This window comes from Streptomyces sp. JJ36 (assembly GCF_021696945.1).
In the GTDB taxonomy this organism is placed as follows: Bacteria; Actinomycetota; Actinomycetes; order Streptomycetales; family Streptomycetaceae; genus Streptomyces.
Genome location: NZ_JACYHE010000056.1, coordinates 1 through 14424, shown reverse-complemented (window position 1 = coordinate 14424; position 14424 = coordinate 1). Strand labels below are relative to the sequence as shown.

The following is a 14424-nucleotide window of genomic DNA, read 5'->3' as shown; positions in this document are numbered from 1 at the left end:
GGGGCCGGCGGTGGGCGCCGGTCAGTGGTGGGCGTCGCCGTGTGCGGGCGGCGCGGCGTGCGGCCCGTACGTGTCCTGCGCCTGCGCGCGGTGACCGTGGTGGCCGTGCCGGGCGGTGCGGATCTTCCGCCAGGACTCCGGTTGCCCGGGAGCGGCGGCCGGCGCGGTCCCGCCGTTCCGGGCGGCCGGGCCGGCGGCCTCGTTCGGCCCGTGCGCCGGCTTGGAGGGCTGGTGGAGCCAGGTGTCGAAGAGCCCTGCCAGCGGGGTGCCGGAGACCCGCTCGGCGTGGTGCAGGAAGTCCCGGATCGTCGCGTCCCCGCCGCCCCGCTCCGCCGGCCAGCTCTTCAGCAGGGTGAAGAAGTCCCGGTCGCCGATGCGCTTCCGCAGCGCGTGCAGCGCCATCGCGCCCCGGTCGTAGACGGCCCGGTGGAACTGGTTCTCCGGGCCCGGGTCGCCGGGCGGCACGGTCCAGAAGGCGTCCTCGGCCGGCACCGAGGCGTAGGCGTAGGCGGCGAGTTCGTCGGCGGTGCCCTCGCCCTCGTGCTCGGACCAGAGCCACTGGGCGTAGGTGGCGAACCCCTCGTTGAGCCAGATGTCGTCCCAGCCGTGCACCGAGACGTGGTTGCCGTACCACTGGTGGGCCATCTCGTGCACCACCACGGAGACGTTGGAGCCGCGGGCGAACTGCCGCGGGCTGTAGAACGGGCGGGTCTGGGTCTCCAGCGCGTATCCGGTGCCGGTGTCCGGCACATAGCCGCCCAGCGCGTTGAACGGGTAGCGGCCGAAGTAGCCCTCCAGCCACTCGGTGACCTCGGGGGTGCGCTCGATGCTCGCGCGGGCGGCGCCCTCGTGCGGCCCGAGGTCCACGCTGTAGGCGTTGAGGACGGGGAGCCCGTCCTCGGTCACGTCCGTCGTGACGTCGAAGCGGCCCACGGCCAGGGTGGCGAGGTACGTCGCCTGCGGATGGTCGGAGCGGTAGGAGTAGCGGGTCCAGCCGGCCCGGGACCGCTGCGAGGTGAGGACGCCGTTGCTGATCGCCTGGGTGCCGTCCGGCACGGCGACGCTGACGTCGTAGGTGGCCTTGTCGGTGGGGTGGTCGTTGCTGGGGAACCACCACCAGGCGGCCTCCGGCTCGTTGGCGGCGACGCCGCCGTCCGGGGTGCGGTGCCAGGAGGTCCAGCCGTTCACCTCCACCCGGGAGGGGACGCCGGTGTAGCGGACGACGACGGTGAGGCGCTGCCCCTTCGTCAGGGGTCGGTCCGGCGTGATCTCCAGCTCGTGGGCGCCGGAGGTGGCGAACTCCGCCGGGCGGCCGTTGACCCGCACCTCGCGCACGTCCAGGGCGAAGTCCAGGTTGAAGCGGGTGAGGTCCTCGGTGGCGGTGGCCAGCAGGGTGGCGGTGCCGTTCAGCCGGTCGGTCTCCGGCCGGTAGGTCAGCCGCAGGTCGTAGTGGCCGACGTCGTAGCCGCCGTTGCCGTAGGACGGGTAGTAGGGATCGCCCACCCCCGGTGCGCCCGGCCCCGGCTCCGCCGCGGACGCCGGGGCGGCCAGCAGCAGGGCCGCGGCCAGGGCGCCCGGGGCGAGTAGTCTCTGACGCACGAGTCCTCCCATTGGTCGGATGATCGGACTGCTCAGGTGTCGGGGCATGTCTACTCCGCCCCCGGCGTCATGTCCATGGTGCCCAGTGACTGCTGAGGCCCCGCCCGCGGCGCGCCGGCCCGCGCCACGCGACGCCCGTACGGCCCAGAGCGCAGCCGGGTCACGGCCGTCCGCTCAGGCACCTTCCGTTCCGGAACCGTCCGCCGCGCGCAGCAGCGCGGCCGCCTCCCGGGCACACGCCCAGGACACCGTGACGCCGGCCCCGCCGTGGCCGTAGTGGTGCAGCAGCAGGCCGCCGTCCGGGCGGCGGACCGTCTCCAGCCGCACCCCGCCCGGCCGGTACGGACGCAGTCCCACGCGGTGGCCCAGCACCGGCGCCTCCGCCAGTTCCGGGAAGACCCGCGCGCACCGCTCCCGGATCGCCTCCGCCGCCGCCGGGTCCGGGCCGGTGTCCTCCGCGCCCTCCTCGGCGGTGCCGCCGAGCACCAGGCCGTACGGCTGCGGCAGCACGTAGCAGGACTCGGTGGAGTGCCCGCCCGCGTCGACGTACCACTCCGCGATCCCCGGGTTCGCCACCAGCACCAGCCGGCCGCGCACCGGGACCAGCGTGGGGTCGGGCACCAGGGTGCGGGCGCCGAGCCCCGTGCAGTTGACCACCACCGGAGCCTCCCCGGCCACCTCCGCCGGCGAGGCCGGGGCGCCCGTCTCGTGCCGGCCGCCCGCCGCCTCCAGCCGGTCCCGCAGGTACCGCAGATACGCCGGCATGTCGACCAGCGGGGTCACCGTCCGGGGTCCGACGAGCTCCGCCCACTCCGCGGGCACGCCGCCGCCCGCCATCGTGCCCGGCACCATCCGCACCCCCGCCGCGGGCTCCGCGCGTGCCAGCCCGGCGAACACGCCGAAGGAGCGCACCGCCCACTCCAGCGCCCTCCGCTCCGGCCGGATGCGGTACGGCCAGCACAGCCCGCCCGCCACCGCCGAGGTGGTGTGCTCGGCGGGCTCGCGGGTGCGTACCCGCACCCGCACGCCGTCCTCGGCCAGCACGACCGCCGTCGTCAGCCCGATGACCCCGCCGCCGAGGATGAGCGCCTCCCGCATGGGCGGCACCCTACGCAGCGACCGCGCGCCGGGCCAGGGGCCCGCGCGCGGCGCCGCCCCGGCGGCGGACCGCCGGTCACAGCTCCCCGGGGTCGGCGGGTGCCAGGTCGCCGTCCAGGCGCAGCCACCGGGTGACCCCGATGTCCCGCAGGAACGGCAGGTCGTGGCTGGCCACCAGCAGCGCCCCCGCGTACGACTCCAGTGCCGTGACGAGCTGCCGGACGCTCGCCAGGTCCAGGTTGTTCGTCGGCTCGTCCAGCATCAGGAGCTGCGGCGGCGGCTCGGCCAGCATCACCGCGGCCAGGGTCGCCCGGAACCGCTCGCCGCCGGAGAGTGCGCCGGCCACCCGGTCGGCGCGCGCCCCCTTGAAGAGGAAGCGGGCCAGCCGGGCCCGGACGCGGTTGGCGGTCGCCTCCGGCGCCAGCCGCGCGACGTTCTCCGCGACCGACAGCGTGTCGTCCAGCACGTCGAGCCGCTGCGGCAGATGGCGGAACGGCACATGAACCGTCAGCTCCCCCTCCTCCGGCGGGATCAGCCCGGCCACGGTGCGCAGCAGCGTCGTCTTTCCCGCCCCGTTCGGGCCGGTGAGCGCGATCCGCTCGGGGCCGTGCAGGTCCAGCTCCGCCCGCGCCCCGCAGCGCAGCCGGAGGCCGCGCGCGGAGAGCACCTGCCGCCCGGCCGGCACCGCGGTGAACGGCAGGTCGACGCGGATCACCTCGTCGTCCCGGACCGCCTCCTCCGCGCTCTCCAGCCGCTCCTCGGCCTCCGACAGCCGCTGTTCGTGCATCTGCCGGTGCTTGCCCGCGGAGACCTGGGCGTCCCGTTTACGCTGGTTCATCACCACCTTCGGCTCGCGCTTGTTGGCGTACATCTTGTTGCCGTACCGCACCCGCCGGGCCAGCTTCGTGTGCGCCTCCGTCAGCTCGCGGCGCTGCCGCCGCAGGTCGGCCTCGGCGGAACGGACCATGCGGGCGGCGGCCTCCTGCTCGGCGGCGACCGCCTCCTCGTACGCCGCCAGGTTCCCGCCGTAACAGTGCACCGTGCCGTCCCGCAGGTCGGCGATGCGGTCCACCAGCGACAGCAGCTCGCGGTCGTGGCTGACCACCACGAGCACCCCGCGCCAGGCGGCCACCGCGTCGTACAGGCGGTGCCGCGCGGCGCGGTCCAGGTTGTTCGTCGGCTCGTCCAGCAGCAGCACGTCCGGGCGGCGCAGCAGCAGCGCGGCCAGCCGCAGCAGCACGCACTCGCCGCCGGACACCTCACCCAGGGTGCGGTCCAGGCCGATGTGGCCGAGCCCCAGCCCCTCCAGGGCGGCCCGGGCGCGTTCCTCCACGTCCCAGTCGTCCCCGATGGCGGTGAAGTGGGCCTCGTCGGCGTCGCCGGCCTCCAGCGCGTGCAGCGCGGCCCGGGTGCGGGCGATGCCCAGCACCTCGTCCACCCGCAGTCCGGTGTCGAGGGAGAGGTTCTGCGGGAGATGGCCGAGCTCCCCGTCCACCCGGACGGAGCCTCCGGCCGGCGCGAGCTCTCCGGCGAGCAGCCGCAGCAGCGTGGACTTGCCGGTGCCGTTCAGCCCGATGAGCCCGGTGCGGCCGGGGCCGGCGGTGAAGTCGAGGTCCTGCAGCAGCGCGGTGCCGTCCGGCCAGGAGAAGGAGAGGCGGGTGCAAGTCAGGGCGTGCAGGGGTGCGGACATGGGCGGCTCCCGTCGCGTCGTGGGTGGTGGAGGAGATGCGCGAGAGACACCGGGCCCCGGGCGGGACGGCGGGCAGAAGCGGGAGAGCGGTGGCACGCGGCTCGCTTCCGAGGTCACACTCGTGGGCACGCACGACGGGGCGCACGGTGTCTCAGGACCTCAGACGAGCAACGACCTCTCCTCTCGGCGGCGACAGGGCCGGATGGGACGTTACGGTCCCCCGGGGTGCGGCCGCAACGCGTTTTTCCCGCGTTCCCGCGCTTTTCCCGCGGCTTCCGCGCGGCCGGGGCCCGCCCGGGGGACACGGGCAGCGCGCGGGGCGCTCTCTTGTCACACCGGTGGGCCTGTGCTGTGCTGACGCCCATGGTGCAGACCGAGCCGCTTCCCACCGTCCCGCTGCGTCCGCTGACGGTCCCGCCCCACCTGGCGGAGGAGCGGGCGCGCGCCTTCCACGACGTCATGGCGGAGCGCCGCACGGTCCGCGAGTTCGACTCCCGGCCGGTGCCGGACGGCGTCGTCGAGTGGGCTGTCCGCACCGCGGCGACCGCGCCCAGCGGGGCCCATGTGCAGCCCTGGCGCTTCGTCGTCCTGACCGACCCGGAGCGGAAGCGCCGCCTGCGGGAGGCCGCCGAGACGGAGGAGCGGGAGTTCTACCGGCGCCGGGCCTCCGAGGAGTGGCTGGAGGCGCTGGCACCGATCGGCACCGACGAGCACAAACCCTTCCTGGAGATCGCGCCCGTGGTCCTCGTGGTCTTCGAGGTGCACAAGGGCCCCGGATCGCCGCGGCCGTACTACACCAAGGAGTCCGTGGGGATCTCCGTCGGGCTGCTGCTGGCCACCCTCCACCAGGCGGGCCTGGCCACGCTCACCCACACCCCGAGCCCCATGCGCTTCCTCAACGAGGTCTGCGACCGGCCGACGGAGGAGCGTGCCGCCTATGTCATCCCGGTGGGCTATCCGGCCCCCGACGCCCGGGTTCCGGACCTGCACCGGAAGCCGCTCTCCGAGGTCATGGTCCGGCTCTGAGCCGGGCTCCGTTCCCGGGGGCGCCGCCGTGTGCGGGGGCGCGCGGCGGGTCCGCGCGCGCCGGATACGCTCGGCCGTGTGGAAGACCGCATGGCACGGCACGACCGGCCGCTCTTCGTGTACGGCACGCTCCGGTTCCCGGAGATCCTGCGGCGGCTGCTCGGCCGGGTACCGCCGGCCGAGCCTGCGGCCGTGCCGGGCTGGCGCGCCGCCGCGCTCGCCGGGCGGCCCTACCCCGGTCTGGTCCCGGCCCCGGGCGCCGTCGCGCCGGGCATCCTGCTCACCGGGCTGACGGCGGGAGAGTGGGCCGCCCTGGACGCCTTCGAGGGCGCCGAATACGTGCTGCGCGAGGTCGCCCTGGAGGACGGGCGCGGCGTCCGGGCGTACGTGTGGCGCTGCGGGGACGTCCTCGCCGGGGACTGGGACGCCGCGGAGTTCGCCGACCGCTGCCTGGCCGCCTACGCACCGGAGCACCGCTGAGGGCCGCCCCGCCAGGGCGGCCCACTCGCTGCCGCGGTTCACCGCGTCCCGTCCCCGGTGCCGCGCGGCCTCCACCGGGCCGTGACGCGGTACGGGTCCACGGACGCGCCCGGCTTCCGCCGCCCGGACCCGGCACCGGACCCGCGGCACAGCGCACCCGGCACGGTGCGCGTACGCCGTCGCACCCCGCCCGGCGCGCACCACGGTGTCGCCGGCCGACTGCCGTGCGGGGACCCGGTGTCGCGGCGCGTCGCGTGGGGAGGGGGCGCACGGCCGGGCCGGTCTCGCGGCGCGCACCGGTGGCCCCGCGGCGGTCGTCCGGCGCCCCCGGGCGACCCGTCCGGCGGGGCCCGGCAGCCGCCGCACCCCGCCGGGCGGGGCTCAGCGCCCGCCGTCGCCGACCAGGCCGGCCCTCCGGAGCGCCTCCGCCATCTCGCTGTTCGCCGGGGCCGCCTCGCGGGTCCGGCGATTGCCGCCCTGCCCGCTGCCCTTGCCGTGGCCCTTCCCGCCGGCGGCCTTCCCGCCGCCGTTCCGGCCGGGGCCGCCCTTGCGCCCGCCGCCCTGGCGCTGGCGGGGAGCGCCCCCGCGGCCGCCGCCGGCGGAGGCGTCCGCGGACTCGTCGTCCAGCCGCAGCGTCAGCGAGATCCGCTTCCGCGCCTCGTCGACGTCCAGCACCTTCACCTTGACGATGTCGCCCGGCTTGACCACGTCGCGTGGGTCCTTGACGAAGGAGCGGGACATCGCCGACACGTGCACCAGGCCGTCCTGGTGGACACCCACGTCCACGAAGGCGCCGAAGGCCGCCACGTTGGTGACGACGCCCTCCAGCACCATGCCCGCCGACAGGTCGCCCAGCTTCTCCACGCCTTCCTTGAAGGTGGCCGTGCGGAAGGCCGGGCGGGGGTCGCGGCCCGGCTTCTCCAGCTCCCGGAGGATGTCCGTGACCGTCGGCAGGCCGAAGGTGTCGTCGACGAACTCCGCGGGTTCCAGGGTGCGCAGCGCCGTCGTGTTGCCGATCAGCGCGGGCACGTCGGTGCCGGCGGTGCGCACGATCCGCCGCACCACGGGATAGGCCTCCGGGTGCACCGCGGAGGCGTCCAGCGGGTCGTCGCCGCCCCGGATGCGCAGGAACCCGGCGCACTGCTCGTACGCCTTCGGGCCGAGCCGGGAGACCTTCTTGAGCTGGCCGCGGTCGGTGAACGGGCCGTTCGCGTCGCGGTGCGCCACGATGTTCTCCGCGAGGCCGCTGCCGATGCCGGAGACCCGGGACAGCAGGGGGGCGGAGGCGGTGTTCACGTCGACGCCGACGCCGTTCACGCAGTCCTCGACCACGGCGTCCAGCGAGCGGGACAGCTTCACCTCGGAGAGGTCGTGCTGGTACTGCCCGACGCCGATCGACTTCGGGTCGATCTTGACCAGCTCGGCGAGCGGGTCCTGGAGGCGGCGCGCGATGGAGACGGCGCCGCGCAGCGACACGTCCAGGTCCGGGAGTTCCTGCGAGGCGTAGGCGGAGGCGGAGTAGACCGAGGCCCCGGCCTCCGAGACCATCACCTTGGTCAGCTTCAGCTCGGGGCGCCGGGCGATCAGTTCGCCCGCCAGCTTGTCCGTCTCCCGGGAGGCGGTGCCGTTGCCGATGGCGACGAGCTCCACGCCGTGCTCCTCGGCGAGCGCGCCCAGCCGTTCCAGCGCGGCGTCCCACCGCTTCTGCGGCGCGTGTGGGTAGACCGTGTCGGTCGCGGCGACCTTGCCGGTGGCGTCCACCACGGCCACCTTCACGCCGGTGCGGAGCCCGGGGTCCAGGCCGAGCGTGGCGCGGGTGCCGGCCGGCGCGGCCAGCAGCAGGTCCCGCAGGTTCGCGGCGAAGACGCGGACCGCCTCGTCCTCCGCGCCGGTGCGCAGCCGCAGCCGCAGGTCGATGCCGAGATGCACCAGGATGCGGGTGCGCCACGCCCAGCGGACGGTCTCCGCCAGCCAGGCGTCCGCCGGGCGGCCCCGGTCGGCGATGCCGAAGCGGTCGGCGATCAGGCGCTCGTACGTGCTGGGCGTGCCGGTGGAGGCGCTGCTCACCGGCCCGGTGTCCCCGGCGGGCGGCTCCGGCTCCAGCGTGAGGTCGAGGATCTCCTCCTTCTCGCCCCGCAGCAGGGCCAGCACCCGGTGCGAGGGCAGCTCGGTGAAGCCCTCGGCGAAGTCGAAGTAGTCCGAGAACTTCGCGCCCTGCTCCTCCTTGCCCTCCCGGACGGCGGAGACCAGCCGGCCGCGCTCCCACATCCGCTCGCGCAGCTCGCCGAGGAGGTCGGCATCCTCGCCGAAGCGTTCGGTGAGGATCGCCCGGGCGCCCTCCAGCGCGGCCGCGGGGTCGGCGACGCCCTTCTCCGGGTCCACGAAGGCGGCCGCGGCGGCCTGCGGCTCGGTGCCCGGGGCGGCGAGCAGCCCGTCGGCCAGCGGCTCCAGGCCCGCCTCGCGGGCGATCTGCGCCTTGGTCCGCCGCTTGGGCTTGTAGGGCAGGTAGACGTCCTCCAGCCGCGCCTTCGTCTCGGCGCCGCGGATCCGCGCCTCCAGCTCGTCGTCGAGCTTCCCCTGGGACCGGACGGATTCCAGGATCGCCGTCCGCCGCTCCTCCAGCTCGCGCAGGTAGCGCAGCCGCTCCTCGACGGCGCGCAGTTGCGCGTCGTCGAGCGTCTCGGTCGCCTCCTTGCGGTAACGCGCGATGAAGGGCACGGTCGAACCGCCGTCGAGCAGCTCGACGGCGGCCCGCACCTGCCGCTCCCGTACGCCGAGCTCCTCGGCGATCCTGCCTTCGATGGTGGTCGTCACGTCGATCCGTTTCGCCGTCCGTTGCTGGTCTCCCCCGTGTCCCGGGGTGAGCCTGCATTGTGGCAGGTGGAATCGGCGTCCGGACGGTCAGACGCGCCTCCGTGCCGCGCGGGTCCGCGCTCAGCGCCGGTGCAGGGTGCGGCCGGCGCCGCCGAAGAGCCGTGCCAGGGCACGGAAGGGGAGGGTCACCAGGGTGGCGAGGGCACCACCGATCATGCGCAGGATGTCTGCAATGGCCTTCATGGCGCCCGTGTTTCCGCGCCCGGACGGGCGAAACCCGGCTCAGCGGCCCAGCAGGTCCTCGGGGAAGGCGCCGTTGCCCAGCGCGGTGGTGGTGAACCCGGTGGCGAGTTCGGTCAGCCGTGCCACGCCGTCCGCGCCCAGCGCCTCGTACGGGTGCCGGTCCAGCCGGTCGGTCTCGTCCTCCAGCTCCTTGCGCAGGGCGGCCCCGCGCTCGGTCAGCTCGCCCTCGGCGTCCAGCAGCCCGCGGTCCCGCAGCCGGCCCTGGGCGGCGATCCAGTCCTGCTCGTTCCAGCCGCGGGTGCGCAGCACCCACTTCAGGGACATTCCGCGACCGCTGGCGGTGTGGCTCACCAGCGCCTCCAGCGGGTCGAGTTCGTGGTGCTGAAGGACGGCGACATGGGCGTCGCCGCGGTGCTCGCGGAGCAGTGTGGCGGCGTGCCAGAGCGCCAGGTGCGGCGCCTCGGGCACCGGCAGGTCGGCGTGCGCGGCGTAGAGCGGCCGACCGGGCCGGGTGCAGGCCCGCGCCGCGGTCAGGGCCAGCCCGGCGGCCTCGGCCACCTCGGGGCCCGTCACGGTCTCCTTGCCGAGCAGGCGGTGCAGCATGGCGTCCACGGCCCGCATCCGGGCGCCGAGGACCGTACCGGGGGAGGCGAGGTCCCACACCTCGGGCAGGAAGCGGGCGACGAGGGTGTGGTTGAAGTTGTGGAACGCGGCGGTGACCGGGCCGGGCCCGACGGCGCCCATCGCGGCGGAGCGCCCGGCGAGGTAGACGGCGCTGGGGTCCTCGATGCCGTAGGGGGCGAGTTCCTTGCCCAGGTCCGGGGCGAAGTAGACGGCGGAGTGCAGGGGGTTCAGGACGTTGTGGCAGCGGCGCCCGGCGCGCTCGGGGAGCGGAGTCGTCATGTCCGCTCACGTTACCCGCAGGTACAGCGGACCGGAACGGCCCGTACCGCCCGGTACGGACCGCACCGGGCCGGAACGGGCGCGGTCGCTCCGGACGTCACCGGACCGGCCAGGTGAAGCGCGGCGGGCGGCGCTCCAGGAAGGCGGAGACCCCCTCGGCGGTGTCGCCGCCCGCCGCGGCCTCCCGGTGCCAGTACGCGACCCGGTCGGGGTCGGCCCGGCCGTCCGCGAACTCCTTGGCGGCGGCCTGGGTGAGCTGCGAGCGGGCCGCGAGCAGCCGGGCGTACTCGGCCACCCGGTCGTCCAGGGCGCCCTCCGCGTGCACCTCGTCCACCAGCCCGCAGCGCAGCGCCCGCCCGGCGCCGATCAGCTCCGCGGAGAAGAGCAGGTGCTTGGCGGTGGCCGGGCCGGTCAGCCCTACCAGGCGGGCGGTGGAGGAGGCCGGGTAGACGATGCCCAGCCGCGCGGGGGTCACCCCGAAGCGTGCGTCCTCGGCCGCGAAGCGCAGGTCGCACGCGGCGGCGAGCTGGCAGCCGCCGCCCACGCAGTGTCCGCGCACCACCGCCACCGTCGGCCGGGGGAAGGCGGCCAGCGCCTCCTCCGCCGCCACCGCCAGTTCCTGTGCCGGGGCGGCGCCGGTACGCAGGGCGGAGATGTCGGCGCCCGCGCAGAAGGTCCCGCCCGCTCCGGTGAGGAGCAGCACCCGCACCTCCCGGTCGGCGGCGAGCCGGTCGAGCAGCGGCGGCAGGGCGCGCCACATCTCCGCGGTCATCGCGTTGCGCTTGGCGGGGTGGTCGATGGTGACGGTCGCCACACCGCCCTGGCTGCGGGCGCGCAAGGAGCCGGCGGGACCGTCGCCGGCGCCCTCCGTCGCTGCCGCCCGTGCCGTCCCCTCCGGTTCCATGGTGCGGATCGTATCCGTCAGGCGCGTCAGGGAAGCGCCAGGGACGCGTCCCTGACGCGCCAGGGACGCGTCAAGGAGGTGCCCGCGGTACCTGTGCAAGGTCGGTCACGGATGCCCACGAACACGACGTGTTTCGTCAAGTTCCATCGATCATTGCCGACTTGTGGTCAGCGGACCGGACCAGGGGGTGTGAGAGGCCAACACTCGGTGCAAGAACAGATGCAACAACAGGTGCAAGGACGCGTGCGATGGGAGCGGGGTGCGGGAGATGGAGATCCGCGGGAGTGAGCCGCCGGACGCCGGCGGTGGAGCCCCGGTCGCAACACCGGTACAGGAGCGTGCGGTGCCCGCCCCCTTCGAGGGCACCTGGCGGTTCGCCGCTTCTGCCGTGGACTCCTCGGTGCCCCGGTTGCGGCACGCCGTCCGCGACCTCGTACGGCGCCAGGGCGCGCCCGTACCGGAGGACCTCCTCCAGGGCGTGCTGCTCATCCTCTCCGAGCTCGCCACCAACTCGGTGCGGCACGCCGCCCTGCTCTCCCCCGAGATCGGCGTCGAGCTGTCGCTGAGCAGCGGCTGGATCCGCGTCGCTGTGGAGGACGGGCATCCCTACCGCCCCAAGGCGCTGGCCGCCGACCCCGACCAGCAGCACACCGGAGGGCGCGGCCTGCTCCTGGTGAAGACGATCGCCGCGGAGGCGGGCGGCGTCTGCGACGTGGAGCAGACCGGCGCGGGCGGCAAGGTGATCTGGGCCGCGCTGCCGCTCCCTCCGTGCCGCTGAGGCCCGCGGCCGGGAGGGGGACGGTCCCCGCGGCCGGACCGCCGGCGGTCCGCGGTGACGGCGACCGCCCCGCTCAGTGGCACAGCCTCGCCTCGTGGGCCGCATGGCCGTGCGGTTCGAGCTGGAAGGTGCAGTGCTCCACGTCGAAGTGCTCGCCGAGGCACTCCTGCAGCTCGTGCAGTATCCGTCCGTGCCCCACCGCGTCCAGCGTGTCCTGGCTGACCACGATGTGCACGGAGAGCACCGGCATGCCGGAGGTGATGGTCCACACGTGCAGGTCGTGCAGGTCCAGCACGCCGCGCACGGAGAGGATGTGCGTCCGCACCTCCGCCAGGTCGACGTCCTTCGGCGCCGCCTCCAGCAGCACGTCCAGCGCCTCGCGCGCCAGCCGGACCGTACGCGGGACGATCATCGCCCCGATCACCAGCGAGGCGACCGGGTCGGCGGCCTGCCAGCCGGTGAGCATGATGATCCCGGCGGAGAGCAGCACGGCCACCGAGCCGAGGGTGTCCGCCAGCACCTCCAGGAAGGCGCCCCGCACGTTCAGGCTCTCCCGCTGACCGCCCAGCAGCAGTGCCAGCGAGACGGTGTTGGCGACCAGGCCGACGGCACCGAAGAGCAGCATCAGCCCGCCCTGAGTGGCCGCCGGGGTGACGAAGCGCTGGACCGCCTCGTAGGCGATGTAGCCGCCGACGCCGAGCAGCAGCAGGCAGTTGGCCAGCGCCGCGAGGATCTCGGCGCGGGCGAAGCCGTAGGTGCGGCGTTCGCTGGTGGGGCGGTTGGCGAAGTGGATCGCCAGCAGGGACATGCCCAGGCCCAGCGCGTCCGTGGCCATGTGCCCCGCGTCGGCGACCAGCGCCAGGGAGTCCGCCAGCAGCCCCCCGGTGATCTGGACCACCATCATGGTGAGCGTGATCACCAGCGCCCACCGGAGCCGGTTCCGGTGGGCCGCGGCCGCCGTGCCGGTGAGGCCGCGCGGCGGTACGCCGTGGTCGTGTCCCGCTCCCATGCTGCGCCCTTCCGTCGTCGGGGTCTCCGGGTCCTCCGGGTGGCGCGGGAGTGCCCGCCGCGGTCGCGGAGGCGCCCGGCCGGCCCCCAGTGAACTACGGGTGGGGGGTATGGAGCAACGCGGTACTGAACACCGTTGTCATTGCCTGACCTGCGCTTTTCCCGTTGCAGGCCGGGGCGCCGGCGGCAGGGCCGCTCAGCCCGTGTGGCCGTCTGCGACGGTCGCGGGGCGGTGCCGGCACCAGCCCTCCCACGCGGAGGCGACCATGTCGCGTATGCCGAACCGCGGCGCCCACCCGAGCTCCTTGCCGATCCGGGCCGCGGAGGCCACCACCCGGGCCGGGTCCCCCGGACGGCGCGGCCGTACCTCCGCCGGTTCCGTGCGGCCGGTGATCTCCGCCACCAGCGCGGCCATCTCCCGCACCGACACGCCGTGCCCGGTGCCGATGTTCACCGTCAGGTCGCCGCCCTCGCCGGCCCGGGCGTCCAGTTCCCGGGCGGCCGCCACATGGGCCTCGGCGAGGTCCTGCACATGGATGTAGTCCCGGACGCAGGTGCCGTCAGGGGTCGGGTAGTCGTCACCGAAGATCAGCGGCGCCCCGCCGCGGGACAGCGCGTCGAAGAACATCGGGATGATGTTGAACACGCCCACGTCGGCGAGGTCCGGCCGGACCGCCCCCGCCACGTTGAAGTAGCGCAGGCAGGCCGTGGACAGGCCGTGCGCCCGGCCCGTGGCGCGCACCAGCCACTCGCCGGCCAGCTTGGTCTCGCCGTACGGGTTCATCGGCACGCACGGCGTGTCCTCCGTGACGAGGTCCACATCCGGCATGCCGTAGACGGCGGCCGAGGAGGAGAAGACGAAGCGGTCGATCCCGGCCGCGACGACCGCCTCCAGCAGCACGGTCAGCCCGTGCACGTTCTCCCGGTAGTAGCGCAGCGGCTGCTCCACCGACTCGCCGACCTGCTTCTTCGCCGCCAGGTGCAGCACGCCGCGGACCTGGTGCCGGGCGAGCGTACGGTCGAGCAGCGCGCGGTCCAGCGTGGAGCCCCGGACCAGCGGCACGTCCGCCGGCAACCGGTCCGCCAGTCCCGTGGACAGCTCGTCGAGCACGACCACCGGCCGCCCGGCCTCCCGCATCGCACGCACCACGTGCGCCCCGATGTATCCCGCGCCACCAGTGATCAACCACGTCATACCGTCACCTTATCCGGCAGGAGGGGCGCGCCGATTGTGGCCGGGCCCATGATCGACCATGCTGTCCCCGGCGGGGCAACCGCGGCCCGGTGAATACGGGGTGAACGGCCTCCTGCGCCGATCGGATAGCCTCTGCCGACATGCCGCCCCTCCCGCGTCCGGGTGAGGGCGAGACCAGGCCGCCGCGCGGGCGTCTGCACGCCCGGAGCCCGGAGGTCACACCCGTACCGAGGAGTGAGTCCCCTGCCCACCGCCATCCTCACCGGCCCGCCGGCCGCCGGTTCGTCGCTCGAGGACGACCTGGGCGCTCTGGGCTTCGCCGTGCGCGCCGCGGAGGGCCCCGCGGAGGCGGCGGCGGAACTGGCCGGGCTGCCGGCGGGGGAGCGGGTGGCGCTGGTCGACCGTCGTTTCGTGGGCCACCGGCACAGCCTGCGGCTGGCCCTCACCGACCCCCGCTTCCCCTGCGCCGCGGTGCCGGGCGCGCTCGTCGCCGGACCCGCGGCCCGCGCGGCCCTGGTCCGCGCCCTCCGCGGCCGGGCGGAGCACGCGGCGGAGGCCGGCGGAGCGGAACAGGCCGACACCAGCCGGGCCGCGGACGCGCCGCCCGCGGCCACGGCGGCCTCCGGCACGTCCGGTCAGGGCGAGGGAGCCGCCCGCCCGGCGTCGGGCACCGCCGCGCCGCCCCG

Annotated in this window: 12 protein-coding genes and 1 pseudogene; 4 read left to right on the top strand and 9 right to left on the bottom strand. The window is 75.2% G+C overall.

Features of this window, described 5'->3' with window-relative positions; translation table 11 throughout:
• Positions 1–21 precede the first annotated feature (21 nt).
• The 3 genes from HOY81_RS19425 to HOY81_RS19415 form a co-directional block, all read right to left on the bottom strand.
• The gene (locus HOY81_RS19425; RefSeq protein ID WP_237321741.1) at positions 22–1599 is read right to left on the bottom strand and encodes a M1 family metallopeptidase; all 1578 of its coding nucleotides are present in this window, start codon (positions 1597–1599) and stop codon (positions 22–24) included.
• A 174-nt stretch (positions 1600–1773) separates the two neighbouring features.
• The gene (locus HOY81_RS19420) at positions 1774–2697 is read right to left on the bottom strand and encodes an FAD-dependent oxidoreductase (protein WP_237321740.1); all 924 of its coding nucleotides are present in this window, start codon (positions 2695–2697) and stop codon (positions 1774–1776) included.
• 76 nt (positions 2698–2773) lie between these two features.
• Positions 2774–4387 (bottom strand): ABC-F family ATP-binding cassette domain-containing protein, encoded by a 1614-nt coding sequence (locus tag HOY81_RS19415; protein ID WP_237321739.1) that lies wholly within the window; start codon positions 4385–4387, stop codon positions 2774–2776.
• Between the two features lie 363 nt (positions 4388–4750).
• Between HOY81_RS19415 and HOY81_RS19410 the strand changes: the two genes are divergently transcribed.
• Both HOY81_RS19410 and HOY81_RS19405 read left to right on the top strand, forming a co-directional pair.
• On the top strand, positions 4751–5413 hold the full coding sequence (locus tag HOY81_RS19410; RefSeq protein WP_237321738.1) for a nitroreductase family protein: 663 nt from the start codon (positions 4751–4753) through the stop codon (positions 5411–5413).
• Positions 5414–5491: 78 nt separating this feature from the next.
• The gene (locus HOY81_RS19405; RefSeq protein ID WP_237321737.1) at positions 5492–5893 is read left to right on the top strand and encodes a gamma-glutamylcyclotransferase family protein; all 402 of its coding nucleotides are present in this window, start codon (positions 5492–5494) and stop codon (positions 5891–5893) included.
• A gap of 381 nt (positions 5894–6274) precedes the next feature.
• Here the strand turns inward: HOY81_RS19405 and HOY81_RS19400 are convergent, their stop codons facing one another.
• From HOY81_RS19400 to HOY81_RS19390, 4 genes are all read right to left on the bottom strand, one after another.
• Positions 6275–8707, bottom strand: coding sequence for a Tex family protein (locus tag HOY81_RS19400; protein ID WP_237321736.1), 2433 nt, complete (start codon positions 8705–8707; stop codon positions 6275–6277).
• Between the two features lie 120 nt (positions 8708–8827).
• Positions 8828–8950, bottom strand: a complete 123-nt coding sequence (locus tag HOY81_RS27465; protein WP_272893023.1) for an LPFR motif small protein — start codon at positions 8948–8950, stop codon at positions 8828–8830.
• Between the two features lie 39 nt (positions 8951–8989).
• Positions 8990–9853: a hypothetical protein gene (locus HOY81_RS19395; protein WP_237321735.1), complete on the bottom strand. Its 864-nt coding sequence runs from the start codon at positions 9851–9853 to the stop codon at positions 8990–8992.
• Between the two features lie 97 nt (positions 9854–9950).
• On the bottom strand, positions 9951–10757 hold the full coding sequence (locus tag HOY81_RS19390) for an enoyl-CoA hydratase/isomerase family protein (protein WP_237321734.1): 807 nt from the start codon (positions 10755–10757) through the stop codon (positions 9951–9953).
• Positions 10758–11100: 343 nt separating this feature from the next.
• Between HOY81_RS19390 and HOY81_RS19385 the strand changes: the two genes are divergently transcribed.
• The gene (locus HOY81_RS19385; RefSeq protein WP_308341126.1) at positions 11101–11535 is read left to right on the top strand and encodes an ATP-binding protein; all 435 of its coding nucleotides are present in this window, start codon (positions 11101–11103) and stop codon (positions 11533–11535) included.
• A gap of 73 nt (positions 11536–11608) precedes the next feature.
• Here HOY81_RS19385 and HOY81_RS19380 read toward each other — a convergent pair whose 3' ends face one another.
• Both HOY81_RS19380 and galE read right to left on the bottom strand, forming a co-directional pair.
• Positions 11609–12544 carry a cation diffusion facilitator family transporter gene (locus HOY81_RS19380; protein ID WP_237321732.1) on the bottom strand — a complete coding sequence of 312 codons (936 nt, stop codon included), beginning with the start codon at positions 12542–12544 and terminating at the stop codon, positions 11609–11611.
• 195 nt (positions 12545–12739) lie between these two features.
• Entirely contained in the window at positions 12740–13738 is a 999-nt protein-coding gene (gene galE, locus HOY81_RS19375; RefSeq protein WP_237321731.1) for a UDP-glucose 4-epimerase GalE, read from the bottom strand.
• 243 nt (positions 13739–13981) lie between these two features.
• Between galE and HOY81_RS19370 the strand changes: the two are divergent.
• Positions 13982–14424, top strand: a pseudogene (locus HOY81_RS19370) (CDP-alcohol phosphatidyltransferase family protein); the annotation flags it as partial.

Excerpts from the sequence above, each read along its gene's own strand:
- galE (WP_237321731.1), bottom strand. The coding sequence starts at position 13,738 with ATGACGTGGTTGATCACTGGTGGCGCGGGATACATCGGGGCGCACGTG.
- HOY81_RS19380 (WP_237321732.1), bottom strand. The coding sequence starts at position 12,544 with ATGGGAGCGGGACACGACCACGGCGTACCGCCGCGCGGCCTCACCGGC.
- HOY81_RS27465 (WP_272893023.1), bottom strand. The coding sequence starts at position 8,950 with ATGAAGGCCATTGCAGACATCCTGCGCATGATCGGTGGTGCCCTCGCC.
- HOY81_RS19395 (WP_237321735.1), bottom strand. The coding sequence starts at position 9,853 with ATGACGACTCCGCTCCCCGAGCGCGCCGGGCGCCGCTGCCACAACGTC.
- HOY81_RS19415 (WP_237321739.1), bottom strand. The coding sequence starts at position 4,387 with ATGTCCGCACCCCTGCACGCCCTGACTTGCACCCGCCTCTCCTTCTCC.
- HOY81_RS19390 (WP_237321734.1), bottom strand. The coding sequence starts at position 10,757 with ATGGAACCGGAGGGGACGGCACGGGCGGCAGCGACGGAGGGCGCCGGC.
- HOY81_RS19410 (WP_237321738.1), top strand. The coding sequence starts at position 4,751 with ATGGTGCAGACCGAGCCGCTTCCCACCGTCCCGCTGCGTCCGCTGACG.
- HOY81_RS19420 (WP_237321740.1), bottom strand. The coding sequence starts at position 2,697 with ATGCGGGAGGCGCTCATCCTCGGCGGCGGGGTCATCGGGCTGACGACG.